This window comes from Citrobacter sp. CFNIH10 (assembly GCF_002934585.1).
GTDB classification, from domain to species: domain Bacteria; phylum Pseudomonadota; class Gammaproteobacteria; order Enterobacterales; family Enterobacteriaceae; genus Citrobacter_A; species Citrobacter_A amalonaticus.
This window is the reverse complement of the sequence record NZ_CP026216.1, coordinates 1,023,711-1,049,371: the sequence shown is the minus strand read 5'-3', so window position 1 is coordinate 1,049,371 and position 25,661 is coordinate 1,023,711. Positions and strand designations below refer to the sequence as shown.

21 protein-coding genes are annotated in these 25,661 nt (G+C 54.7%); 9 read left to right on the top strand and 12 right to left on the bottom strand.

The window, feature by feature from the left end:
* Positions 1 to 61 precede the first annotated feature (61 nt).
* Positions 62 to 991 (bottom strand): sugar kinase, encoded by a 930-nt coding sequence (locus C2U53_RS08490; protein ID WP_044253719.1) that lies wholly within the window; start codon positions 989 to 991, stop codon positions 62 to 64.
* Between the two features lie 232 nt (positions 992 to 1,223).
* On the opposite strand from C2U53_RS08490, the gene pdeH reads away from it, so the two are divergent.
* Together pdeH and C2U53_RS08480 are read left to right on the top strand one after the other, a co-directional pair.
* A complete protein-coding gene (gene pdeH, locus C2U53_RS08485; RefSeq protein ID WP_042998540.1) occupies positions 1,224 to 1,991 on the top strand; it encodes a cyclic-guanylate-specific phosphodiesterase in 768 nt (255 codons plus the stop codon).
* Between the two features lie 77 nt (positions 1,992 to 2,068).
* On the top strand, positions 2,069 to 4,129 hold the full coding sequence (locus C2U53_RS08480) for an AsmA family protein (protein WP_042998539.1): 2,061 nt from the start codon (positions 2,069 to 2,071) through the stop codon (positions 4,127 to 4,129).
* A gap of 45 nt (positions 4,130 to 4,174) precedes the next feature.
* Here the strand turns inward: C2U53_RS08480 and C2U53_RS08475 are convergent, their stop codons facing one another.
* The 3 genes from C2U53_RS08475 to C2U53_RS08465 form a co-directional block, all read right to left on the bottom strand.
* The gene (locus C2U53_RS08475; RefSeq protein ID WP_042998538.1) at positions 4,175 to 5,497 is read right to left on the bottom strand and encodes an MFS transporter; all 1,323 of its coding nucleotides are present in this window, start codon (positions 5,495 to 5,497) and stop codon (positions 4,175 to 4,177) included.
* Between the two features lie 353 nt (positions 5,498 to 5,850).
* Entirely contained in the window at positions 5,851 to 6,879 is a 1,029-nt protein-coding gene (yhjD, locus tag C2U53_RS08470) for an inner membrane protein YhjD (RefSeq protein WP_042998537.1), read from the bottom strand.
* 47 nt (positions 6,880 to 6,926) lie between these two features.
* Positions 6,927 to 7,826: a LysR family transcriptional regulator gene (locus C2U53_RS08465; RefSeq protein ID WP_042998536.1), complete on the bottom strand. Its 900-nt coding sequence runs from the start codon at positions 7,824 to 7,826 to the stop codon at positions 6,927 to 6,929.
* 119 nt (positions 7,827 to 7,945) lie between these two features.
* On the opposite strand from C2U53_RS08465, the gene C2U53_RS08460 reads away from it, so the two are divergent.
* Positions 7,946 to 8,704, top strand: coding sequence for an SDR family NAD(P)-dependent oxidoreductase (locus C2U53_RS08460; protein WP_044253710.1), 759 nt, complete (start codon positions 7,946 to 7,948; stop codon positions 8,702 to 8,704).
* A 359-nt stretch (positions 8,705 to 9,063) separates the two neighbouring features.
* Positions 9,064 to 9,663 (top strand): response regulator transcription factor, encoded by a 600-nt coding sequence (locus C2U53_RS08455; protein WP_104445796.1) that lies wholly within the window; start codon positions 9,064 to 9,066, stop codon positions 9,661 to 9,663.
* 15 nt (positions 9,664 to 9,678) lie between these two features.
* On the opposite strand, the gene C2U53_RS08450 is transcribed toward C2U53_RS08455, so the two are convergent.
* Entirely contained in the window at positions 9,679 to 10,227 is a 549-nt protein-coding gene (locus C2U53_RS08450) for a GNAT family N-acetyltransferase (RefSeq protein WP_042998533.1), read from the bottom strand.
* Between the two features lie 153 nt (positions 10,228 to 10,380).
* Here C2U53_RS08450 and C2U53_RS08445 point away from each other — a divergent pair, with 153 nt between their 5' ends.
* A complete protein-coding gene (locus tag C2U53_RS08445; protein WP_042998532.1) occupies positions 10,381 to 11,961 on the top strand; it encodes an STY4199 family HEPN domain-containing protein in 1,581 nt (526 codons plus the stop codon).
* Between the two features lie 3 nt (positions 11,962 to 11,964).
* Here the strand turns inward: C2U53_RS08445 and C2U53_RS08440 are convergent, their stop codons facing one another.
* The 4 genes from C2U53_RS08440 to C2U53_RS08425 all read right to left on the bottom strand — a co-directional run bounded on the left by C2U53_RS08440 (position 11,965) and on the right by C2U53_RS08425 (position 16,582).
* Positions 11,965 to 13,614, bottom strand: coding sequence for an alpha,alpha-trehalase (locus C2U53_RS08440; RefSeq protein WP_042998531.1), 1,650 nt, complete (start codon positions 13,612 to 13,614; stop codon positions 11,965 to 11,967).
* Positions 13,615 to 13,899: 285 nt separating this feature from the next.
* Entirely contained in the window at positions 13,900 to 14,151 is a 252-nt protein-coding gene (locus C2U53_RS08435) for a hypothetical protein (protein ID WP_044253705.1), read from the bottom strand.
* A gap of 164 nt (positions 14,152 to 14,315) precedes the next feature.
* Positions 14,316 to 15,668 (bottom strand): glutathione-disulfide reductase, encoded by a 1,353-nt coding sequence (gorA, locus tag C2U53_RS08430; protein ID WP_042998529.1) that lies wholly within the window; start codon positions 15,666 to 15,668, stop codon positions 14,316 to 14,318.
* A 71-nt stretch (positions 15,669 to 15,739) separates the two neighbouring features.
* Entirely contained in the window at positions 15,740 to 16,582 is an 843-nt protein-coding gene (locus tag C2U53_RS08425; protein ID WP_042998528.1) for a 23S rRNA (adenine(2030)-N(6))-methyltransferase RlmJ, read from the bottom strand.
* Positions 16,583 to 16,797: 215 nt separating this feature from the next.
* Here C2U53_RS08425 and prlC point away from each other — a divergent pair, with 215 nt between their 5' ends.
* A complete protein-coding gene (gene prlC / locus C2U53_RS08420) occupies positions 16,798 to 18,840 on the top strand; it encodes an oligopeptidase A (RefSeq protein WP_044253702.1) in 2,043 nt (680 codons plus the stop codon).
* Positions 18,841 to 18,847: 7 nt separating this feature from the next.
* Positions 18,848 to 19,618 carry a 16S rRNA (guanine(1516)-N(2))-methyltransferase RsmJ gene (gene rsmJ, locus C2U53_RS08415; RefSeq protein WP_044267262.1) on the top strand — a complete coding sequence of 257 codons (771 nt, stop codon included), beginning with the start codon at positions 18,848 to 18,850 and terminating at the stop codon, positions 19,616 to 19,618.
* A gap of 77 nt (positions 19,619 to 19,695) precedes the next feature.
* On the opposite strand, the gene dtpB is transcribed toward rsmJ, so the two are convergent.
* The gene (gene dtpB, locus C2U53_RS08410) at positions 19,696 to 21,168 is read right to left on the bottom strand and encodes a dipeptide/tripeptide permease DtpB (RefSeq protein WP_044267264.1); all 1,473 of its coding nucleotides are present in this window, start codon (positions 21,166 to 21,168) and stop codon (positions 19,696 to 19,698) included.
* A gap of 264 nt (positions 21,169 to 21,432) precedes the next feature.
* Entirely contained in the window at positions 21,433 to 21,867 is a 435-nt protein-coding gene (uspA, locus tag C2U53_RS08405) for a universal stress protein UspA (RefSeq protein WP_000323571.1), read from the bottom strand.
* Positions 21,868 to 22,269: 402 nt separating this feature from the next.
* Between uspA and uspB the strand changes: the two genes are divergently transcribed.
* Positions 22,270 to 22,605 (top strand): universal stress protein UspB, encoded by a 336-nt coding sequence (gene uspB, locus C2U53_RS08400; RefSeq protein ID WP_042998524.1) that lies wholly within the window; start codon positions 22,270 to 22,272, stop codon positions 22,603 to 22,605.
* Between the two features lie 62 nt (positions 22,606 to 22,667).
* On the opposite strand, the gene pitA is transcribed toward uspB, so the two are convergent.
* On the bottom strand, positions 22,668 to 24,167 hold the full coding sequence (pitA, locus tag C2U53_RS08395; protein ID WP_042998523.1) for an inorganic phosphate transporter PitA: 1,500 nt from the start codon (positions 24,165 to 24,167) through the stop codon (positions 22,668 to 22,670).
* A gap of 230 nt (positions 24,168 to 24,397) precedes the next feature.
* Between pitA and C2U53_RS08390 the strand changes: the two genes are divergently transcribed.
* Positions 24,398 to 25,600 carry an NAD(P)/FAD-dependent oxidoreductase gene (locus C2U53_RS08390; protein ID WP_104445795.1) on the top strand — a complete coding sequence of 401 codons (1,203 nt, stop codon included), beginning with the start codon at positions 24,398 to 24,400 and terminating at the stop codon, positions 25,598 to 25,600.
* Positions 25,601 to 25,661 lie beyond the last annotated feature (61 nt).

Below are 25,661 nucleotides of genomic sequence, written 5' to 3'. Positions count from 1 at the left end.
CCTGGAAGAACGCGTTTCCCGGGCCGGATAAGGCGTTTACGCCGCGCCTGCGGCGTTGGTCTTACTGCGGCATGGCGTCGCGTGGGATAATCGCCCCGCGATGCTGAATAACGGTGCTGGCGGTCAGGTGGCCTCGTTTGGCAGCGTTAACTGCATCGCCGCCGGTCAGGCGAACGGCCAGATATCCGGCGCTGAACGAGTCGCCAGCGGCGGTGGTATCGATCACTTTTTCTTTCGGCAGTTTCACCGCAGGAACGTCGATCGGTACGTTACCGTCGACAGACACCAGGCACGAATCCGCACCGCGTTTCACCACCACTTCCTGCACACCCGCGGCATGCGTCCGGGCGATCACCTCTTCAACCGGCTTCACGCCCCAGAGCAAATCTTCGTCGTCCAGCGTCAGGAAGGCAATATCAGTGCATTCCAGCATCTTCTGATACACCTGCCGGGTCTCTTCTTTGCTGGCCCACAGGCGCGGACGATAGTTGTTGTCGAAAATCACTTTCCCGCCGTTGGCGCGGCATTCTCGCAGCAGCGACAGCAGTTTGTCGCGGCTGGATGGGCTCAGGATCGCGAGGCTGATACCGCTCAGGTAGAGATAATCAAAGGTCGCCAGCTCTTCGCAGATAGCCGCTGACTGTTCGCTCTCCAGCCAGAATTTCGCTGCTGCTTCGTTGCGCCAGTAATAGAACGTCCGCTCACCGGTGCTGTCAGTCTCGATGTAGTAGAGGCCAGGCAGACGGTTTTCCATGCGCTGCGTCAGCGAGGTATCCACGTTTTCGCCTTGCCATGACTCGAGCATCTGCTGGCTGAAACTGTCCGTGCCCAGCGCCGTGACGTAGTGCACGGAGAGCGCCGCAGCATCAACCTGACGGGCAATGTAAACGGAGGTATTCAATGTGTCGCCACCGAATCCGCGCTGAACATCTGCGCCTTTCTGTGACAGCTCAATCATGCATTCGCCAATCACGGCAATCTTTTTGGACATAGTCGTGAACCTGCTTAAAAAAAGTTAGCGTTAGTGTGCGCTGTGGGTGTTAGGTGGTCAATCATATTAAAACAACGTTCCAAAATTTTTTTTGAGCCAGTCCGTATTCTGCATTGATTTTTACAAAACCGTTTTCGATTTTGCGCGAGGCTGAACATAAAGTTCTCCGTCCGAAGGCCGATAACCTTTGACGAGTCGGGGCAGTAACACACTTAATCACGGGACATCTGAGATGATAAACCAGGTTATCCAGCAGCGAAGCAATTCCGAGGCGAGCGTTGAAAGCTTGCAGGATCGGCGCTTTTGGCTGCAGTGCGAGCGTGCTTACACTTATCAGCCGATTTACCGGACCGACGGACGCCTGTTAGCCGTTGAGCTGTTGACGGTGGTGACGCATCCGGACAATCCAACCCAACGTATCGCGCCTGACCGTTATTTTGCCGGGGTGGCGGTGCGCCATCGCATTGATATCGTCAAAGAACAACTTCAGCTACTGGAGCAGAAGACCGACTTTTTCCAGCGTCATGAATTGCTGGCCTCTGTGAATGTCGATGGCCCGACGCTCCTCGCCATGCGCCAGCAACCCAACATGGTGCAGATGATTGAGCGGATGCCGTGGCTGCGTTTTGAGCTGGTCGAACATATCCATCTGCCAAAAGAATCCTCGTTTGCCAGCATGTGCGAATTTGGTCCGCTGTGGCTGGATGATTTCGGCACCGGGATGGCGAATTTCTCTGCGCTGAATGAAGTCCGTTATGACTACATTAAAGTCGCGCGCGAACTGTTCGTGATGCTTCGCCAGACGCCAGAGGGGCGCAATCTCTTCACCATGCTGCTGCAACTGATGAACCGCTATTGCCGCGGCGTGATCGTTGAAGGGGTGGAAACGCTGGAAGAGTGGCGCGACGTACAACGTTCTCCCGCCTTTGCCGCACAGGGCTATTTTCTGTCGCGCCCGGTCCCGTTCGCCTGCCTCGATGAGGTCATTCTGTCACTGTAAAAAACGGCAGTTTCCGCTAACTCCGTCTGGCTGGACTATCTTTAGGACAGGCAAGGAAAGACGTGAGGATGCTAACTATGACCAAAGCCGGAAAAATAACTGCAGTGATCACAGGGACTTTCTTGTTGTTGATCGTGGTCGTTATCGTGTTGATAGCGACATTTGACTGGAACCGCCTCAAACCGACCATCAACCAGAAAGTCTCTACCGAACTTAACCGACCGTTCGCTATTCGCGGTGATTTAGGCGTTGTCTGGGAACGCCAGAAGCAGGAGACCGGCTGGCGCAGTTGGGTGCCGTGGCCGCACGTACATGCTGAAGATATTATCCTCGGCAATCCCCCCGACATTCCTGAAGTGACGATGGTGCACCTTCCCCGCGTCGACGCGACGCTCGCCCCGCTGGCGCTGTTAAGCAAAACCGTCTGGCTGCCGTGGATCAAGCTGGTGAAACCCGATGCGCGGCTGATTCGCCTGTCCGAGAAAAACAATAACTGGACCTTCGACCTCGCGAATAGCGAAAACAAAGACCCGAATGCGCAGCCGTCTGACTGGTCCTTCCGGCTGGACACGATTCTCTTCGATCAGGGGCGGATCGCTATCGACGATAAGGTCAGTAAAGCTGATATTGAGATCCTGGTCGATCCGCTGGGTAAACCGTTGCCGTTCAGTGAAGTCACGGGAAATAAAGCGAAAGGCGATAACGCGAAGGTTGAAGACTACGTATTTGGTCTGAAGGCGCAGGGGCGATACAACGGCGAACCGCTCACCGGAACGGGAAAAATGGGCGGCATGCTGGCGCTGCGTAGCGAAGGGGCAGCGTTTCCGGTACAGGCCGATTTCCGTTCCGGCAATACCCGGGTGGCGCTGGTGGGCGTGGTTAAGGACCCAATGAAGATGGGCGGCGTCGATCTGCAACTGAAATTCTCCGGGGATTCCCTGGGTGAGCTGTACGATCTGACGGGAGTGCTGCTGCCGGATACGCCGCCGTTCGAAACGGACGGTCGGCTGGTGGCGAAAATCGATACCAACGCATCATCGGTGTTTGACTACCGGGGGTTCAATGGGCGGATCGGCGACAGCGATATTCACGGCTCGCTGACCTATACGACAGGGAAACCGCGTCCGAAGCTGGAAGGAGAGGTGGAATCGCGCCAGCTCAGGCTGGCGGATTTAGGACCGCTGATCGGCGTCGATTCCGGTAAAGGCACAGAAAAAGCGCAGCGTTCGGAACAGAAAAAGGGCGAGAAGAGCGTACAACCCGCGGACAAAGTACTGCCTTATGACCGCTTCGAAACGGACAAATGGAACGTGATGGATGCCGATGTGCGCTTTAAAGGGCGGCGTATTGAACATGGCAGCAGCCTGCCTGTCAGCGATCTCTCGACCCACATTCTTCTGCAGAATGCCGATCTGCGTCTGCAACCGTTGAAGTTTGGTCTGGCGGGCGGCAGCATCAATGCGAATATCCATCTGGAAGGGGATAAAAAGCCAATGCAGGGGCGTGCGGATATTCAGGCGCGGCGTTTAAAACTGAAAGAACTGATGCCGGACGTTGAACTGATGCAGAAAACGCTGGGGGAGATGAGCGGTGACGCCGAATTTCGCGGGACCGGGAATTCCGTGGCGGCGCTGCTGGGTAACAGCAACGGCAACCTGAAACTGCTGATGAACGACGGACTGATTAGCCGCAACCTGATGGAGATTGTCGGTCTGAACGTCGGGAACTTCATCGTCGGGCAGATCTTTGGCGATGACGAAGTGCGGGTTAACTGCGCGGCGGCGAATCTGGATATCGTAAACGGCGTGGCGCGCCCACAAATTTTCGCGTTCGACACTGAAAACGCGCTGATCAACGTCACCGGGACGGCGAGCTTTGCCTCCGAACAGCTGGATTTGACCATCGACCCGGAGAGCAAAGGCATCCGCATTATTACCTTGCGTTCGCCGTTGTATGTGCGCGGAACGTTTAAGAACCCTCAGGCGGGGGTAAAGGCCGGGCCGTTGATTGCGCGTGGCGCGGTAGCCGCGGCGCTGGCGACGTTAGTGACGCCTGCCGCCGCGCTGCTGGCGCTGATTTCACCGTCAGAAGGTGACGCCAACCAGTGCCGGACGATATTGTCGCAGTTGAAGAAGTGATGCGCAGTGCCGGGTAAGGCGTCGCCTCTACCCGGCATGTAAAGATTACAGCGACTGATGACGCGTTTCGTGAGTTAACAGCAGCGCGATCAGGGTTAATGCCGCCATCGATGCCAGGTAGGTTCCTACGGCGGCAAGACCATAATTGGACTGCAACCACGCGGCGATATACGGTGCGACGGATGCCCCGAGAATCGAAGAGACGTTATAGGAGAACGATGCGCCGGTGTAACGCACTTCCGTCGGGAACAGCTCAGGCAACAGTGCGCCCATCGGCCCGAACGTCAGCCCCATCAGGCTCAGCCCAAGCAGCAGGAAGGCGAAGACCAGCGCCGGATTGCCGGATCCCAGCAGCGGTTTAAAGGCGAACAGCGCGAACAGGATAATCATTGTGGTGATGATGACCATGCTCTTGCGGCGACCAAACGCGTCTGCGAGCAGACCGGCGACCGGCACCATCACGCCAAAGCCAATCACCGCCATCATCAGCATCCACAACACGTCGTTACGCGGCAGGCCCAGACCGACCGGCGCAGCGGCGGTACTGAACGTCATCGAATACACGGTCATGATATAGAACAGCGTATAGGTCGCCAGCATGATGAACGTGCCGAGGATGGTCACGCGAACGTGTTTAGTCAGCAACGTACCCAGCGGGATTTTCACCTGTTTTTTCGCGGCGGCCACTTTAGCGAAAACCGGCGTCTCATGCAGGGAAACGCGGACGTACAGGCCGATAATCACCAGCACCGCTGAGAAGATAAACGGAACACGCCAGCCCCAGCTCATGAACTGCTCATCCGTCAGCAGCCAGGAGAGCAGCAGGAAGGTGCCGTTAGCAAAGAAAAAGCCAATCGGTGCGCCCAACTGCGGGAACGAGCCATACAGCGCGCGCTTACGCGGCGGGGCGTTCTCTGTCGCCAGCAGCGCCGCGCCGCCCCATTCACCACCCAGTCCCAGGCCCTGCCCAAAACGAGCCAGCGCCAGCAGCAGCGGGGCGAAAATGCCAATGGTGGCATAGCCTGGCAGCAGGCCGATGATCACCGTTGAGATCCCCATTGTCAGCAAAGACGCCACCAGCGTCACTTTACGTCCTACCCGATCGCCAAAGTGGCCGAAGAGCGCGGAACCAATTGGACGCGCGACAAAGGCGATGGCAAACGTGGCGAGCGACTGTAGCGTTGCCGCTGTCGGGTCGCCCTGCGGGAAGAAGATGTGCGGGAAGACAATCACGGCGGCGGTCGCATAAATATAGAAGTCGAAGAACTCAATGGCGGTGCCAATGAGCGAGGCGACGACGACCTTATTGCGCGAATTGACCGGAGTATGTTCCTGTTCGTTATCGAGTGTGGTGGCGGTTGCTTGCATAGTATTTTCTTATTTTTTGGCGAACGAACGGCCATATTACGCACAGCAAAAGCGACATTTCAATCTGTAACAATCGCTCGATATGGTTAAAAATCAGGCAAAAAGCGGATAATGTTTGCGCCTGCGATTTCTCGTCCATGAAATGCTTCACATAATTTCAAAATGAGTGGATAAAACTGGTTTTTGGTTAAATAAAAGTTAAGGACTGGATTTATGTGCTAAATGAACGGAGCGAGGCGGAAGTAAGTGCCTGAACATATTGCCGGATGGCGACGTAAGACACTTATCTGGCCTGGGTAGCGGGTGAAGGGGAGGCCGGATAAGCACAGCGCCATCCGGCATAATACCGCGCATCAACGGTGCGTTTTGCCCGGCATGCGCGGGTCGTCTTTGTATTCGGCGGTTGCAATCCACGCCGCGCAGAACAGCGTCAGACGTGCGAAAAAGTAGAAGAACGCCATCAGTCCCAGTACGGAACCAAACGCCGCGCCGGAAGGGGATTTCACCAGCGCCGGCAACGTCCAGGTCATGATGATTTTAATGACTTCAAAGCCAATCGCCGCAATCAGCGTGCCGCGAATCAATGCCTTTTTACGTGGACGATGACGCGGCAGACGCCAGAAAATCCAGAAGAACAACAGGTAGTTGGCAAAAATGGAGATCGCCAGGCCAATCAACCGCCAGGTGGGCTTTAGCCACTCGATGCTGTCGAGATAGAGGGCGGAGATAATCATCTGTTGCGCCGAACCGGCGACGGAAGTGATCGACAGCGTCACAATCAGTGCAATCAACAGGCCAATCAGTGAGATGAAATCGCGCAGGTATTTGATCCAGATTTTTTCCTGATCCTGCGGCGTGCGCTCCCAGACGTCCCGCGACTGGGCGCGGATCGCCTCGCGCAGGTTGCCCATCCAGTTAATCCCGGAGTAGAGGGCGATCCCTAACCCGACCAGACCAACGGTGGTACGCTGCTGTACCGCCGTATTGATGGTGCTTTTCAGCGTAGCGGCAAGCGTCGGGTCGCTGACGTTCATCAGGATTTTATTGAAGATGTCCTGTAACAGCGTGGGATGCGAGGCAAGAATAAAGCCTGCGGCGGCAAACGACACCATCAGGATGGGGATCATCGACAAAAACGAGAAGTAGGTAATGGCCGCGCCGAACTGGTTCCCTAACCGATCGTTAAAGCGTTCAGCCGCGCGGAGCAGATGCGCAATCACCGGAATGCGCTGGATTTTTTCGACGGTGGTGGTCACCGTTTTCAGCGTCTCGCTGGCGGTGCTTTTCTTCTCGTGCTCGGCGTCCCCGGTCGTGTCGATTTTGCGTACCGGGTCGTGTTCAAGTTCCTGAGTGGGGCGTTTTACGTCGTTATCCTGCATCATCAGGTCAGGCGTCCTTTTTTTGTTAATTCTCTGGACAGTATAGCGTCTCAGTCCACGTAGTCCTTCATTACCCCGGTCAGCCACTCCATAAACAGGTGCACACGGCGTGAAAGATTACGCCGGTGTGGGTAAAGCAGCGATACCGGCATCGGCAAGGCGCGGTATTGCGGCAGCACCTCAACGAGCGTGCCATTGCGTAACGCCTCACGAACCCCGACGCGCGGAACCTGAATAATTCCCAGCCCAGCCAGACAGGCGGCGTGATAGGTTTCGGTGCTGTTAACCGTTAGCGTACCGCCGGTTTTTATCCACTGTGTCCCGCTGCTGGTGGCGATTTCAAAGCCTGGCGGTCGTGTTCCCAGATTTTGCGAGTAATGTACTACCGCATGGGAGGCGAGGTCTTCAAGGCTTTCCGGATAGCCAAAACGCGTCAGGTACTGTTGGCTGGCGCAGTTGATCACGGTAAGCTTGCCCAGCGGACGCGCGATCAGTCCCGAGTCTTTCAGCGTGCCGACGCGCACCACGCAGTCAAAACCTTCGCGGATCAAATCCACCAGTCGGTCACTGCTGCTGAGCTCCAGTTCAATCCCAGGGTACTGCTGCAAAAAGGCGGGCAGGCGGGGGATCACCAGATTTCGCGCGACGCCAACCGGCATATCGACTCGTAGCTTACCGCTGATGCTGGTGGGATCGTGCTGAAACAGACCGTCCAGTTCATCCAGATTGCTCAACAGATCTTTCGCCCGTTCGTAATAGACCATGCCGTCCTGCGTCAGTTGTACCCGCCGCGTGGTGCGGTGTAAAAGCTGGGTGCCAAGATGGTTTTCCAGCGCCTGAATCTGGCGCGATACGCTACCTTTCGGGAGTCCGAGCGTGTCGGCTGCGCGAGAAAAACTCTCCAGCTCTGCGACACGAATGAATAACTGCATTGCATGAATTTTATCCATCCTGTAGCCCTATTGTTGTTCCAGATGAAACAGTCATGCGCAATTAGCGACATTTATTGTTTTTCTATCACCTAATAAGCTTTACCTCAATCCACACAACAGCTGAAATGAGGTTTCTTATGACGCAACGTATCGCATTGGTGACCGGCGGGAGCCGCGGGCTGGGTAAAAATGCCGCGCTTAAGCTGGCGGACAAAGGAACGGATATTCTCTTTACTTACCACAGTCAACAGCAGGCGGCGCGGGATGTCGTCGCTGAAATTGAGCAAAAAGGCAGGAAAGCGGCGGCAATTCAATTGAATGTCGGTGATAGTGCCAGTTTTGCAGCTTTTGCCTCTGAGGTGAAAACGCAGTTGCAAACGCACTGGAACAGAGAGACGTTTGATTATTTAGTGAACAATGCCGGGATCGGGCTATACGCGCCGTATGCTGATACCTCAGAAGAGATGTTTGACGAACTGATGCGCATCCATTTTAAAGGTCCGTTTTTCCTGACGCAGCACCTGTTGCCGTTGATTAACGAGGGCGGACGTATTCTTAATGTTTCAACCGGGCTGGCGCGTTTTGCCCTGCCGGGGTATGCCGCCTACGCGTCAATGAAAGGGGCGATGGAAGTGCTGACGCGCTACCAGGCGAAAGAACTGGGTGCGCGTGGGATCTCGGTGAATGCCATTGCGCCCGGCGCCATTGAGACCGATTTTGGCGGTGGCCATCTGCGGGATAATAAAGAACTGAATGCGTATGTGGCTTCGCAGACGGCGCTGGGCCGCGCCGGTTTGCCCGATGATATTGGCGATGCGATTGCGGCGTTACTCAGCGACGAACTGGCATGGATGACGGCGCAGCGTATTGAAGTCTCGGGCGGGATGTTCCTGTAAGCTGAATTCAGCGAGCCTTTACGTGCGATGAATGATCATGAAATGCGAATTTTAATTCTGTAACATAATTTCGCGCAGGCGATAATTTCTTTTCTCCTGCGCGTTCGTTATTCTCACTGAGATTTAATTTTCAATTAAGATAATGGGGGGGTAAAATATAAGGAATTCCTTAAGTCATTGCCCGTTTTTTATCCCCGGATGTAATTCTCGTGTTTCAGCTGTAAAAAAATGTTTTTTTACTTCTCTCCCGACGTGATATCTGTAAAATGGCCCCCCGCCAAATGGCGAATGTTTATTTTACCCATCGGGTAATACCCTTCCCCTCCTTAATGTTATTATCGGAAACGGTGGAGAGAGTAATGCAAATCATCATGTTTGACAGGCAGTCAATATTTATTTATGGAATGAAAATCAGTTTACAGCAACGAATTCCAGGAGTGAGTATTCAGGGTGTCAGTCAGGCCGATGAACTCTGGTATAAACTGGAAGAAAACCCGGAAGCCCTGCTCATGCTGGATGGCGATCTTGACGGTGAGTTTTGCCGTTGGATCCTGCAAAAAACGGTGCAACAGTTCCCCCTCGTCAAAACTTTAATTATCGCGACGGACTGCGCGAAAAAAGGATTACAGGAACTGACGCAATATAATGTGCTCGCGATTATTTCCCGCGATTCTGAACCGGAAAAATTTGTACTGGCGATCAATAGCGTTGCGATGGGGATGATGTTTTTACCTGGCGAATGGCTAACGACTCCGGCTGCGGAATATCGTGATATTCATGCATTAAGCGCCCGGCAGAGGGAAATTTTGACGATGCTGGCATCAGGCGAGTCAAATAAGGAAATTGGCCGGGCGTTAAATATCAGTACCGGAACGGTGAAAGCGCATCTTGAATCACTCTACCGCCGACTGGATGTTAAAAATCGCACCCAGGCGGCGATGCTGTTGGTTCAGCCTTAATACCCTGCAGTGATATTACGACCGGGATCCTGCGGTCGTAATATATTCCTGTTTTAATAACCCCAGCAGCCAGTCATTCTGCCAGCGCTGTTGTAGCCAGTAACTCTCCCTGAGCGTCCCTTCCAGTATAAATCCCACTTTCTCCAGCACATGCCGGGAAGCCTGATTACCTTCAGTGACACAAGCGGTCAGACGGCGCAGACCGCCGGTGGTAAATGCGTAATCGCAAACGGCGCGTAGTGATTCTGTCCCGTATCCCTTTCCCTGCGCGCCGGGCGTCAACAAGAACCCGACCTCAGCACAGACTTCCCCTCGATGAATATAGCCCGTCACCCCGAGCGGCTTGTGGCTTTCGTTATCGCACAGGAGCAAACACAGCCAGTGAGAGTCTCCTGGACACCATGTCGGTAAGCGAGAATCGAACGCTTCCCGAATGTCGCGCTCACTTCGCGCGTCGGCCACATGACGCATCACGTCCGGATCCTGCTGCAGCGCGAGAAAAAAGGGCCAGTCGGCAGAGGTTATCGGGCGACAGGTCAGGCGGGCTGTTTTCAGTATGGGCACAGGGCTATCTCCTGGGATATTTCTCAATGTTCACGTAGCGGTCACTGTATTAATTATTGAACTTGTTATATCTATAAAAACTAATAATTAAAACAAAGAACTAAAGCAAAATTAATGGTCTCCGTATGGGGGCGCTTTTAGCGAAGGAAGAGAATGACGATTAGCGTTTTGACGACACGCACCACCTTTGAACACTGTCTGGGGATTATCCGCCAGGCCTCGGTGGAGATCCTGCTGATGCTGGGGGTGCATGCCTCTGACGGTAAAGATCCGCGATGGTTTCTGGAACACCTGGATCAGGCCCGGCTGAACTTGGGCGGCTGGAGCCAGGTCGCCCGGCGTTTGCATCTCAACGACGCGCAACTGAGCCAGTTCACGCTGCAACTGCGCCATCTCCAGCAGTGCGTACCGCAATATGACAGCGGGCAGGAGGTCAGTGAGAACCAACTGATTGCCGCCCTGCGCGTGGTCAGGTCGCTGGAATTGCTGCGCCATCATCAATCGTTACTCAATTTTAAAACGGACATTGAAGAGGCCGACCACAGTCAGCAAGTACGCGCAGAACGGCAGTTACGCACGATTGAGTTAACCCTGACTGCGCTTATCTCGCAGATGTGGCCGGATAAAACGCAGCTCAATAATTACCTCAAAGACAACTTTGGCGCGGATAAGCTCAGACGCTGGATTAAGCTGGGTGAACGCCAGGATCCGCTGAATGGGATGCGTTTTAGCGAGCTGGCGCTGATGATTGTCGATAAAAAGACCTTCACCCGCCACTATTCCGGCATCTTTAACGATGCGTCAGTGCTGAACCTGTTTGTTGAACCGCGCCTGACGCTGCGGGTGTTTCTCGATGACTGTCGCCAGGCACGAAACACGGTGCTGGCCGGGGAGCCGCTGTCTTCGGCACAGTTGACGTTACTCTCCTGCCAGTTTCAGCATATTGTCCGTCCTGTCCAGCGGGCCTATGAGCAAGGGCGCGCCCGCATTAATCCGGCGGCGTTAATGATTGTGGAAGAGGGGCAACTGGCGCAGTTTTGGGAGGAGGCGCGGAAAAAGGATCGTCAGGCGGGAGGCGATACCGAGGAAATTGGCGAATCCATTGAACCCCTGCGCAAGCGTTCGCTGCGCACGGCGGAAGAACGTGAACAACTGATCACTGGCGTGCTCTGGGGCGCGGTGGGGCTCATGGTGATCGCCATCCTGGGCGGTGGAGCGTGGTTAGTGAGTTCGCAACCGCCCGCGCCCGCGCCGAACATCAAGATCACCCAGGCAGAGCCCAAGCGCGAATTGCCTTCCGCACGCGAAATGGTGACACAGATGGGGATCACCTGGGATGTGTTTAACATGCGTGCGGCGATCGATCGCAATGACACCCGGGTCACCGCGCTTTTTTTGCAAGGCGGTATGAACTGGCAGGTCTCGTGGACCGAAACGGCGTTTGCCCGCAACAATACCGATGTCCTCGAGTTACTGTTGCGCTACCCCTCGCAGATGGATGAAAGCAAACCGTGTCGACGCTTTATCAATACGTTGGGTCACGCCATGTCCGGTGGTGCGCCGCTGACGGGCGAACACAAAGCTTATCTGAAGCGTTTCTGCACAGTGCCTGCGGTGATAGCGCGACAGCAGCATGATACCGGGCAGGCAGAGCGGCGTTTCCGCGCCGATCCCAGCGCGGATAACGAGAAATGGCTGAAGATTCAGCGCGCCATTTTTGACGTGATAGAGTAACCGTTATGGTTCTCCATACAGCCCAATCAGGCGCCGTGCGACGCCGTTGGTCCAGCCAAAGCCATCCTGCAACGGATATTCGCCGCCGCCCCCTTCGCGCGGGGTGCCGCTGGCGATATGGTATTTCTCAATAAGCTTATGATGTTGCTGATAAAACTGATTCACCGTCTGCAGCCAGCTATGGGCGATTTCGTCTCCCAGCGCATCATCGCCGTACATCTTAAAACCCTGAATTGCCATCCATTGTAGCGGCGCCCAACCGTTGGGTTTATCCCACTGTTCGCCGGTTTCGTACTCGGAGGCCATAATGCCGCCGGGCGTCAACAGGCGAGCACGCACGGTATCCCCCAGCCGATCGGCCTGTTCATGGGTCGCCATCCCGACGTAAAGCGGGACAATGCTGGCGGCAGAGAACAGCGCCATTTGCTCCCGCCGCCAGTCATAGTCGCGAAAGCAGCCATTTTCCTCATCCCACAGATAGCGGTTGACGGCAGCCCGTCGATTGCTCGCCTTCTGGCGGAACAGTGCCTCAACGTCACGTTCGCCTTTTAGCGCTGAAATATTGGCGATGGTGCTCTCCAGTTTGAACAGAAAGGCGTTGAGATCGATAGGGATAAACTGCGTGGTGCGAATGCTCGCCAGTCGTGTGGGGTCACGTAGCCAGCGGGAAGAATAATCCCAGCCCGATGCCGCACCGGCGCGCAGATCGCGGTACACCTCGTTCGGCGGACGACCAGAATGTTTGGCAGTTTCCACATCTTCCAGCCATGATTCATCGCGCGGCGTGTCGCGGTCATCCCAGTAGCGGTTGAGCAGTGAACCGTCCGGCATCCTGACGGCATGGCGATACGCCTGGTTGAGCACCAGCGACTCTGCGCCGTCCATCCAGAAGGCATACTCCATCTTCAGATGGTCGAGGTAGCGCCGTGCGCCGCGAACGCCGTCCTCTTCGAACAGTTCGACCATCAGCGCAAACACCGGCGGCTGCGAGCGGCTGAGGTAATAAGTACGGTTGCCGTTCGGAATATGGCCGTAGTTTTCAATCATCCACGCAAAGTTATCTGCCATACATTTCAGCAGGTCTTCGCGACCGCTTTCCGCCAGACCCAGCATGGTGAAATAGGAATCCCAGTAGTAGGTTTCGCTGAATCGACCACCTGGCACGATATAGGATTGCGGTAGCGCCAGCAGCGATGACCACGGAATATGATCCTGCGGCTCGCGGGTGAGTACCGGCCACAACTGGTCGATATGCTCTTTCAGCGAATTTTCCGGGTTGGAAACATACGCGCTGTCGAAGACTTCAGGCAGCCAGAAGTGATTTTCGACAAAGCGGCGTAAATCGAAATCCCGATGACGACGGACTTTGCGGTAGCGAATCAGAATATCGAGCGGATCCATTTTCGGCGCACAGTCAGGAAACGTTTTGCTGTCGGCAAAAATTTTCGAGGATTGTACATGCTCGAACAGTTCAAGATAGCGATCGGCTGGTGTCAGGGCGTCAGAGGCGGGGAGCCCCTCAATCATCTCAGGTTCCGGTTCTGCTTCAATCATCTCATCCAGTTTTAACTCGCACGGATCCGTTTCGTAGAAAAGATCGACGTCGATCGTGATTTCCTCTGACGGGGCGTGTTGCAGTTTCTGGTTGATCATAATGAGAAAGACCTCCGGATGGCGTCGTAAAGGATACGGGTGTTGCCCGGCTGTCTTTTAAGCGTAGACATTCGCTTCGGTGTGTGCGGTGCAAAGTGTGCGGCAGATCACGTTTACACAATCGCCGCAAACCGGGAAAAAAGCACAATACATTGATAATCGGTGATAATTTTTATTACGTGTCGACTGGCGAATCCCTATTTTCGGAACATTCGAATGAAACGAATTGTGAATATTGTCGGGACGTCGCCTGGATAAGGTTTCCCACCCCGCTGAATACGGGGATTACCATTTCTCATCACGCGCGTCACGACGCCCTTCGCGGCGGTTTTCACGTTTATCCTGGCGGCACTGGGAATTACTTTCATCGTTATTCCGGACACATTCCCGTTTTGTTTCACGACCGTCCTGACGGGCATCCTGGCGGATCTCACGGGCGTCCTGACGTTTTTCAGCCCGCGCGGTGGCATGCGCCGGGAGTGTCACAATCGGGAATAAAACGACGGCAATTAAAGCAGGAAGTAATGTCTTTCTCATCGGGTAAAACCTCTTAAAATAAATAGCATTAGATACTATTAGCGCGGCAAGTATTGCTGCGGATTTTAATTTATACCCGGGGGAAAGTCGTGTTATGAGGAGGAACTAAATTGTCCATTTTTAAATTGCAGAAAAAACCCCGTGAAATCACGGGGTCAGGAACATTAACGCATGGTCACAAACTCTTCCGCTGCCGTCGGGTGAATGGCCACGGTGTTGTCGAAGTCTTTCTTGGTGGCGCCCATTTTCAGCGCTACTGCAAAGCCCTGCAACATTTCGTCCATGCCAAAGCCGATACCGTGGATGCCGACGATTTTCTCTTCCGGGCCGACGCAGACTAACTTCATGCGGCACGGCTGACGGTGTGAGGTTACCGCGGTATACATTGCAGTAAACGAAGATTTATACACTTTCACCTGCGCATCGCCATACTGCTCGCGCGCCTGCGGTTCGGTCAGACCTACGGTGCCAATCGGCGGGTGGCTGAAGACCACGGTAGGAATATTGCTGTAGTCCAGATGCTCGTCCGGCTTGTTGTTAAACAGGCGCTCAGAAAGACGGCGACCTGCCGCAACAGCAACTGGCGTCAGCTCGACAGCGCCGGTGTTATCCCCGACCGCATAAATCCCGTCCACGCTGGTATTCTGGTATTTATCGACAACGATATACCCTTTGTCGTTGGTTTTTACCCCGGTCGCTGCCAGGTTGAAATTATCGGTTGCCGGTTCACGACCAATCGCCCAAATCAGGCAATCGACCGTTTCACTGCGACCGTCTTCCAGTTCAAGCGTCAGGCTACCGTCGGCGTTTTTCACGACCGCTTTCGGAATGGCGTGGGTGTGAAGCGTCGGGCCTTCGGCATTCATCACTTCCACCAGCGTTTCGGTAATCATCGGGTCAAAACTGCGCAGTGGCGCATGCTTACGCACGAACAGATGGGTTTTGGCACCCAGACCGTTAATCACGCCCGCCAGTTCAACGGCGATATAACCGGCACCGACAACCGCGACGCGCTCCGGCAGGGCCGGCAGTTCAAAGAAACCATCGGAGTCGATACCGTATTCCACGCCCGGAATATCCGGGTGGCTCGGACGACCACCCGTGGCGATGAGAATGTGATCGGCAGTAATTGTTTCACCGTTGACTTCAATGGTTTTGGCATCGACGAAGCGGGCAAAACCTTTGATCACATCAACGTTATTTTTACCCAGCACGTTGTCATACGAGGTGTGAATGCGGTCGATATAGGCAGTACGGCTGGCAATCAGCGTATCCCAGTTGAATTTATTGATCGTGGTGTCAAACCCGTAGTCCGGACCATACAGGTGGATCGCTTCACGGATCTGCGCAGCATGCCACATTACTTTTTTCGGGACGCACCCGACGTTAACGCAGGTGCCGCCCAGCGCTTTGGCTTCAATCAGCGCACACTTCTGGCCGTACATGGCTGCACGGTTAATCGAGGCGATACCGCCGCTGCCACCGCCGATGGCGATGTAGTCATAATGCTTGCTCATGCGTCTTTTCCTTACGTTCTGATTGCCGCGATTGTATACCTGAAATCAATAGTTTCCACCGATGGCTGCAATTACTCAGGCACGATCCAGTTTACTAAGGTATGCCCGGTACCCGCTGGCACCAGCTTGCTGTGCAGCCACGGTAGCACTGTGTTCATTTGTGCTTCCAGCTTCCACGGCGGGTTGACCACAATCATGCCGGAGGCGGTCATGCCGCGCTGGTCGCTGTCCGGGCGGACCGCCAGCTCAATTTGCAGGATTTTACGGATGCCGGTCGCTTCCAGATCGTGCACCATGCGCTTGATTTGCTGGCGTAACACGACCGGATACCACAGGGCATACGTCCCAGTGGCAAAACGTTTATAGCCTTCGCTAATCCCGGCGACAACGGCCTGGTAGTCCGATTTAATCTCGTAAGGCGGGTCGATGAGAATCAAACCACGACGAGAGACCGGCGGCAGCTTTGCCTTCAGTTGCTGATAGCCGTCGGCACGGGCTACGCGGGCACGTTCATCTTTCTGGAATTCACCTCGCAGCAGCGGGAAATCACTCGGATGCAGCTCCGTCATATGCAGGCTGTCCTGCTCGCGCAGCAGTTGACGCGCGATCAGCGGGGAGCCGGGGTAGTAACGCAGTTGCCCGCTACGGTTGAAGTGTTTGACCACGCCGATGTACGGCTCGAGTTCGGCTGGCAGATCGTCCTGCTGCCAGATGCGGGCGATACCTTCCAGGTACTCCCCGGTGCGTTCAGCATGCTCGCCGCTTAGCTGATAACGGCCCGCGCCTGCATGGGTGTCCAGATAGAGAAACGGCTTCTCTTTCTCTTTGAGCGACTCGATGATCAGGCTCTGAACCGTGTGTTTAAGGACGTCGGCGTGGTTGCCAGCGTGGAAGCTGTGGCGATAACTGAGCATGGGTAAACGTGTTCCAGGTTGTAAACGTAGGCCCGATTAGCGTCACGCTTTCGGGCGAATAAAAAGCCTATCGCCACAGTATACAGAAAACTCACCGCTGCCGCGAAAGCGCAACGCCTGGCATTGAAATCCTCTACACTTATCCCCATTCTACAGGGATATTGCACAGCGCCGGACGCGCGCGACATTCACCTTATTCTAACAGGACAGCGTTTATGACCAATCCTTTACTGACGCCTTTCGAGCTACCGCCTTTTTCCAACATTCAGCCGGAACATGTGGTCCCGGCGGTAACCAAAGCGCTGAACGACTGCCGTGAGAATGTGGAGCGCGTCGTAGCACAGGGCGCACCCTACAGCTGGGAAAATCTTTGCCAACCGTTGGCGGAAGTCGATGACGTCCTGGGGCGTATTTTTTCTCCGGTCAGCCATCTGAATTCAGTAAAAAACAGCCCGGAACTGCGCGAAGCCTACGAGCAAACCCTGCCGCTGCTATCGGAATACAGCACCTGGGTCGGTCAGCATGAAGGTTTATACAAGGCATACCGCGACCTGCGTGACGGCGATCATTACGCCACGCTGAACACCGCACAGAAAAAAGCCGTGGATAACGCGCTGCGTGATTTTGAGCTCTCCGGGATTGGCCTGCCGAAAGAAAAACAGCAGCGCTACGGTGAGATCGCCACCCGCCTGTCTGAACTGGGCAACCTGTACAGCAACAACGTCCTCGACGCCACCATGGGCTGGACGAAGCTGATTACTGATGAAGCAGAGCTGGCCGGGATGCCGGAAAGCGCGCTGGCGGCAGCAAAAGCACAGGCTGAAGCGAAAGAGCAGGAAGGCTATCTGCTGACGCTGGATATCCCGAGCTACCTGCCGGTGATGACTTACTGTGACAACGGGCAGCTTCGTGAAGAGATGTATCGTGCCTATGTGACCCGGGCGTCCGATCAAGGACCTAACGCCGGTAAATGGGACAATAGCCCGGTGATGGCGGAAATTCTCGCCCTGCGCCACGAGCTGGCGCAACTGCTGGGCTTTGAAAGCTATGCCTTTAAATCGCTCGCCACCAAAATGGCGGAAAACCCGCAGCAGGTGCTGGAGTTTTTAACCGATCTGGCAAAACGCGCGCGTCCGCAAGGCGAGAAAGAGCTGGCGCAACTGCGCGCCTTCGCGAAAACGGAGTTTGGCGTCGATGAGCTGAACCCGTGGGATATCGCGTACTACAGCGAAAAACAGAAGCAGCATCTCTACAGCATCAGTGATGAGCAATTACGTCCGTACTTCCCGGAAAACAAAGCCGTTAACGGCTTGTTTGAAGTGGTGAAACGTATTTATGGTATTACCGCAAAAGAGCGTAAGGATGTGGATGTCTGGCATCCGGACGTGCGTTTCTTTGAGCTGTATGACGAAAACAATGAACTGCGCGGCAGCTTCTATCTCGATCTCTATGCCCGTGAGCACAAACGCGGCGGGGCGTGGATGGATGACTGCGTCGGTCAGATGCGTAAATCCGACGGCTCACTGCAAAAACCGGTCGCTTACCTGACCTGTAACTTTAACCGCCCGGTGAATGGCAAACCGGCGCTGTTCACCCACGATGAAGTGATCACTCTGTTCCACGAATTTGGTCACGGCCTGCATCACATGCTGACCCGTATCGAGACCGCTGGCGTTTCCGGGATCAACGGCGTGCCGTGGGATGCGGTCGAGCTGCCGAGCCAGTTTATGGAAAACTGGTGCTGGGAACCGGACGCGCTGGCGTTTATCTCCGGCCATTACGAGACTGGCGAACCGCTGCCGAAGGAATTACTGGATAAAATGCTGGCGGCGAAGAACTACCAGGCGGCGCTGTTTATCCTGCGTCAGCTGGAGTTTGGTCTGTTTGACTTCCGTCTGCATGCGGAATTTGACCCGCAGCAAGGGGCGAAAATCCTCGAAACGCTGGCGGAAATCAAAAAACAGGTCGCCGTGGTGCCGGGGCCGTCTTGGGGGCGTTTCCCGCATGCATTCAGTCACATTTTCGCCGGTGGTTATGCGGCGGGGTATTACAGCTACCTGTGGGCTGATGTGCTGGCTGCGGATGCGTTCTCTCGCTTCGAAGAAGAAGGCATTTTCAATCGCGATACCGGCCAGTCATTCCTGGATAACATCCTGACGCGTGGCGGGTCTGAAGAGCCAATGGAACTGTTCAAACGTTTCCGTGGCCGCGAGCCGCAGCTCGACGCGATGCTTGAGCATTACGGAATTAAAGGCTAGTTCTTCAGTGAAAATTTGTTTACTGGATGAAACAGGCGCCGGAGACGGCGCCTTATCTGTTCTGGCCTCCCGCTGGGGACTGGAACACGACGAAGACAACCTGATGGCGCTGGTGCTGACACCGGAGCATCTGGAGTTGCGTAAGCGCGATGAACCGAAGCTCGGCGGTATTTTCGTGGATTTTGTCGGCGGGGCGATGGCCCATCGCCGCAAGTTCGGCGGCGGTCGCGGTGAAGCGGTGGCAAAAGCGGTGGGCGTTAAAGGCGACTATTTGCCAGATGTCGTCGATGCGACTGCGGGTCTGGGGCGTGATGCATTCGTTCTGGCCTCGGTCGGCTGTCATGTGCGGATGCTGGAGCGTAACCCGGTGGTGGCGGCGCTACTTGATGATGGTCTGGCGCGCGGCTATGCCGATGCGGAAATCGGCCCGTGGTTGCAGGCACGACTGCAGCTGATCCATGCCTCCAGCCTGACGGCGCTGACGGATATCACGCCGCGTCCGCAGGTGGTCTATCTCGACCCGATGTTTCCCCACAAACAGAAAAGTGCGCTGGTGAAAAAAGAGATGCGGGTCTTTCAGTCGCTGGTGGGCCCGGATCTGGACGCCGACGGCTTGCTGGAACCAGCACGTCAGCTCGCAACCAAACGCGTGGTGGTGAAACGCCCGGACTACGCGCCGCCGCTGGCGGATGTTGCTACGCCGAATGCGGTGGTGACCAAAGGGCACCGGTTTGATATTTATGCCGGCACGCCTCTGGCGGATGAACAGATCGCCTGATGGCGCTGCGCCTATCCGGGCTACGACGCGGTGTGGGTAGGCCGGATGAGGCGTGAGCCGCCATCCGGCAATCACGATTATTGCGCGGTATCCGGTGTATTAATCATCCGGTTCAGCCACGGCACCATCAGCGCCATCACGACGGTGACAGCCAGCGTCACCAGCCCGATTTTACTGAACACGCCGGTATAGATCGGCAATGTCTGCAGCGGATCGGTGATGTTCTCCGGAACGGCAGTAAAGGTCGCGACGTAACCCCCCAGCAGGAACGCAGCAGCCTGCGTCAGGAACCACATCCCAAGAATAAAGCCCATCAGATGCTGCGGAACCAATGCCGCGACCATCGCCAGCCCCAGCGCGCTAATCAGCAACTCGCCGAGGCTCTGGAACAGATAAACCAGTACGATAAACCACGGTGACGTCTGTCCCTGCGCATCGGCAAACCACATGCCTGCCGCTGCGGCGGTCAGAAAGCCCAGCGAGCACAGGAACATCCCGAGGGTAAACTTCATCGGCATCGTCAGGTCTTTGCCTTTGCTACCCAGACGCGTGTAGATCGCCGCCAGCACCGGGCTGGCAACCACCACCCAGAACGGGTTCAGTGCCTGAAAGCTCACCGGGTTAATAGTGAAACCGAGGATCTCATGGTGAACGTTATTGATGGCAAAGAAATTCAGTGATGTCGGCATCTGCGCATACAGAATGTAAAACAGTACCGCTTCGAGCATCAGGATAAACGCCACAAACATCTTGTTGCGCCCGGTTTTATCCAGTCTGAAAGCCTGACGGAAGAAGATAATGGTCACCGCAATCGACAGAACAATCAGCACCAGGTTGGCGATTTTCACGTTGTGCATCAGCCAGGCGCAGAGGAAGACCATCGCCACAGTGCCGATCAGGACATACAGCAGATTGCGGAAGCTCATCGGCAGATGGTCTGGCTCGGAACCGATATCTTTCACCATACCGCGGCAGGCGAAATAGACCAGCAGCGCGACAATCAGCCCCGCTCCGCACAGGTTATAGGTGACGGCATAACCAAACTTATCTGCGATCACCGGCGCCAGCGACAGCGACAGCAGCGAACCGATGTTTATCGACATGTAGAACAGTGTGAATGCGCCATCCAGACGTGGATCTTTTGGCGGATAGCATTTGGAGAGCAGGCTTGCCGGGTTCGCTTTAAACAGACCGTTGCCGACGGCAATCGTCCCAAGCGCGATAAAAATAAGGTCCGGTTTGAGCAGCGACATTCCCGTCATGAAGTAACCAAGCGCCAGCACAACCGCGCCCAGCACCAGCGTACGTTTGGTGCCGAGCAGGTGGTCGCCAACGTACCCCCCAATCGAGATCAGACCGTAGACCAGTGCGGCAAAGGCACCGAAGGTGATAAACGCCTGCTCTTGTGAGAATCCCAGTTGCTTAACAAAGAAAACCGCCAGGATACCCTGAACGCCGTAATAGCCAAATCGTTCCCATAACTCGACAAAAAAGATCATGAAGAACGGGCGGGGTTGCTGCAGCAAACCCGTTGGTGCAGATGTATTCATATTGCTTCGCCTTTCAATGCCATCCCGAAAAGTATGAACGCGTAATACGAAACGCGCCGAAAAAGTCTGACTCTGTTATAGACTGCGGCCATTAGCCGGTAGCGTAGAGTATTATACAGATTGATTCCGTTCTAATCAGTTGATCACACTAATTATGATTGGAGGGGTGGGAGGTTGTACTGATCGTTAGTGGAGAGGACAGAAACAAAAACGCCCGCAAAGGCGGGCGCTCTGACATGACCGGATAACCCGGTTAGCGATGTTTTATTCTTCTTCGTCGCGTAGCGGAACAATCAGCATATCGACGTGAACAGTGTTGATCAGCTGGCGCGCGGAGGACATCAGTTTGCTCCAGAAGTCCTGGTGATGACCGCAAACGACCAGGTCCATGTCGTATTTCTTGATGGCGTCAACCAGCACCTGACCCAGATCGCCGCTGCCGCTCAGGGTTTCGGTAATCGGATAGCCTGCGTTGGTGGACAGTTCGGTCAGTGCGTGGTGAGTTTCTTCAGAAATGCGTTTTTGCATGTCGCCCAGATTGACGTCGATCAGGCCGGTATACAGGTCAGAGTAGTTCACATCAACGTGGATAAGGGAAACTTTTGCGTTGTACGGCCGTGCCATAGAGACGGCTTTTTCTACCAGAACTTTGCTTTCCGGAGAAAGATCAACCGCGATGAGAATATGTTTGTAAGCCATAGTATTACTCCTTCCATAAAGTTGTCGATGACCAGCCAGCTAGCGATTTTTCTACCTTGCGTCACTCGCGTCCTGCGAACTGTGCGATATGTCTACGCGGGGCTAGCTCAGCCGCGATGAAGTGAATTGTAGAGACTATCCTTACAGTATAGCGACCTGGATAATCCGTCAATCCGCCTTGCTTACCAAATAGTTAAACAAAATATTTAGATAATTGCATTGATAGTGATTAACCTTCTGGCAAAAAAATTAACTGATCTCCTACACTATTTAGAGAGCCGCTCTGATGATAAGCTCAAAACGAGCGGTTTTTAGTCGTACTTTTTCATTGACTGTCTGGCAAGTTTCGGGGAGCGGTAGTCCCGGAGCGGAGCTCCGTGGGCGGGTCGCCGGGGAGGTCGTATGATAAGCACCGTTGCATTATTCTGGGCATTATGTGTTGTTTGCATTGTGAATATGGCGCGCTATTTCTCGTCGCTACGCGCGCTGCTCGTGGTACTTCGTGGTTGCGATCCTTTGCTCTATCAGTATGTTGATGGGGGCGGCTTTTTCACCTCGCACGGCCAACCCAATAAGCAGGTACGCCTGGTGTGGTATATCTACGCCCAGCGCTACCGCGATCATCATGATGATGAGTTTATCCGCCGCTGTGAGCGGGTACGTCGTCAGTTCATTCTGACCAGCGCGCTATGTGGGCTCGTGGTGGTCAGTCTTATTGCCCTGTTGATTTGGCACTGAGCAAAAAAAAGCGGGCCAGTTTCCTGACCCGCTTGCTACGGTAATTTCTTTTCTCTTTGCGCTTAAATCAGCTTCAGCGAGATCCAGTACAGGGTACCAGACAGCAGAATCGCTGCGGGTAATGTGAACACCCATGCCATCAGAATGCTGGTCACCGTTTTACGTTGCAGACCGCCACCGTCGACAACCATCGTCCCCGCGACGGAGGAAGAGAGTACGTGGGTGGTGGACACCGGCATCCCGGTGTAGCTGGCCAGACCGATAGAGACAGCTGCCGTCATTTGCGCAGACATCCCCTGAGCATAGGTCATGCCTTTTTTACCAATCTTCTCACCGATGGTGGTCGCCACGCGGCGCCAGCCGATCATGGTACCAATACCCAGCGCCAGCGCGACCGCCATGATGATCCAGATTGGCGCATACTCAATGGTGCTCAGCATATCGGTTTTCAGTTTCTTCAGCAGACGCTGGTCGTCAGCGCTCACGCCCGGCAGTTTCGTCACTTTATCGGTCGTGTCGGAAATGCACAGCATGATGCGACGCAGTTGGCCGCGCTGCTCAACGCTCAGCTTGTCATAGCTTTCCACATTGTTCGACAACATCGCCTTCGCGCGATCCAGCGCGTTAAGGGTGTTTGCCGGATGGCAGTGGAATTCTGCCGGCTGCGTTGCGGCCGGTTCCGGAGACGGAATCAACTGATCGACACCCGTCACCTGTTTCAGCAGATCAGGATGCTGCTGGAAGTAGATTTCGACGTTGTTGATGGCATCACGGGTACGGGTGATTTCATAACCCGAAGCATTCATATTTACCACGAAGCCCGCCGGCGCCACACCAATCAGAACCAGCATGACCAGACCAATGCCTTTCTGACCGTCGTTCGCGCCATGCGAGAAGGCCACGCCGATAGCAGAAAGAATCAGGGCGATACGGGTCCAGAACGGCGGCTTTTTCTTGCCGTCTTTCTTTTCACGTTCCGCTGGCGTGAGGTGAATACGGGCGCGTTTTTTAGTCCCGCTCCAGTAGCGACGCAGAAGGAAAATCAGGCCGCCTGCAACCACCAGGCCAACGATGGGCGAGACGATCAGCGAGGCAAAAATACCGATGACTTTCGGGATGTTGAGTGCGTCCACCACTGACGTGCCGGTCATCAGGGCATTGGTTAAACCGATGCCGATAATCGCGCCGATCAGCGTGTGGGAACTGGAGGCGGGTAACCCAAAGTACCAGGTACCCAGGTTCCAGATGATCGCGGCGAGCAGCATGGAGAACACCATCGCAAGTCCATGCGAAGATCCCATGTTGAGCAGGAGATCGGTCGGTAACATATGCACGATGGCATAGGCTACGCTGAGACCGCCCAGCAGCACACCAAAGAAGTTGAACACCGCAGCCATGACCACCGCAAGTTGCGAACGCATCGCACGGGTGTAGATCACGGTTGCGACTGCGTTGGCTGTATCATGGAAGCCGTTGATTGCTTCGTAGAACAGCACAAAAGCCAGAGCAAGCAATAATAAAAGCCCGGTATGTAAATCCAGGCCAGCAAACAAATGTAGCATAGGACGTTACGCCATCTTGAGGACATGAACGCGGCGCATTATCAGTGACTTTAGCGGCGCGGGCAAAGTGAAATATAGACTTTTTTTGATTTAACGTCTGAATACAATAGTGCCCATAAAGAATTATCTTATATATTTCATATAAATACTTCTTCCTAAGGATTTTGTCGCTGGTGCGACCACTGAGATAACTTTACAATTCACGCCCTGAATTCAGAGAGGAACGTAAAGTGGAAAGGTTTGATGCCATTATTATAGGCGCTGGCGCGGCAGGTATGTTCTGTGCAGCACAGGCAGGACAGGCCGGCAGTCGGGTGCTGCTTATTGATAATGGAAAGAAGCCTGGCCGTAAGATCCTCATGTCCGGTGGGGGTCGCTGCAACTTTACCAACCTTTATGTTGAGCCAGCGGCTTATTTAAGCCAAAACCCGCATTTTTGCAAATCTGCGCTGGCGCGCTATACCCAGTGGGATTTTATCGATCTCGTCAGTAAGCACGGCATCGCCTGGCATGAAAAAACGCTCGGGCAACTTTTTTGCGATGACTCCGCGCAGCAAATCGTCGATATGCTGGTGGCGGAATGTGAAAAAGGCAATGTAACCCTGCGTTTACGCAGTGAAGTGCTGAGCGTTGCGCAGGATGACGACGGTTTTACGCTGGCGCTGAACGAGGCGACTGTCGGTGCGAAAAAGCTGGTGATTGCCTCCGGCGGACTGTCGATGCCCGGTCTGGGCGCGTCACCGTTTGGCTATAAAATTGCCGAACAGTTTGGTCTGAACGTTTTGCCAACCCGCGCCGGGCTGGTGCCGTTTACCCTGCACAAACCGCTGCTGGAGCAGCTTCAGGTGCTGTCTGGCGTTTCCGTTCCGTCGGTCATCACCGCGCAGGACGGTACCGTCTTTCGTGAAAATCTGCTCTTTACCCATCGCGGCCTTTCTGGTCCTGCGGTTTTACAAATTTCCAGCTTCTGGCAGCCAGGCGAATTTGTCAGCATTAATTTACTGCCAGATGTCAGTCTGAATGACGTCCTGAACGAACAGCGCAGCGCCCATCCGAATCAAAGCCTGAAGAATACGCTGGCGATGCTGCTGCCGAAGCGTCTGGTCGAGTGCCTGCAACAGCTCGGGCAGATCCCTGACGTCTCGCTCAAACAGCTCAACGTGCGCGACCAGCAGACGCTGATCGACACGTTGACCGACTGGCGCGTACAGCCGAACGGCACTGAAGGCTATCGCACGGCAGAAGTGACGCTTGGCGGGGTAGACACCCACGAACTGTCGTCACGTACCATGGAAGCGCGCAAGGTGCCGGGTCTTTACTTTATTGGCGAAGTGATGGACGTCACCGGCTGGCTGGGCGGTTATAACTTCCAGTGGGCGTGGTCCAGCGCCTGGGCATGTGCACAGGATCTTGCCGGTGTCCGAGGACAATAAAGTTGTACACAAAGCACTAAAGTTGTAACCATTCTCAAAAAACGACGCTAATGTTGTATAC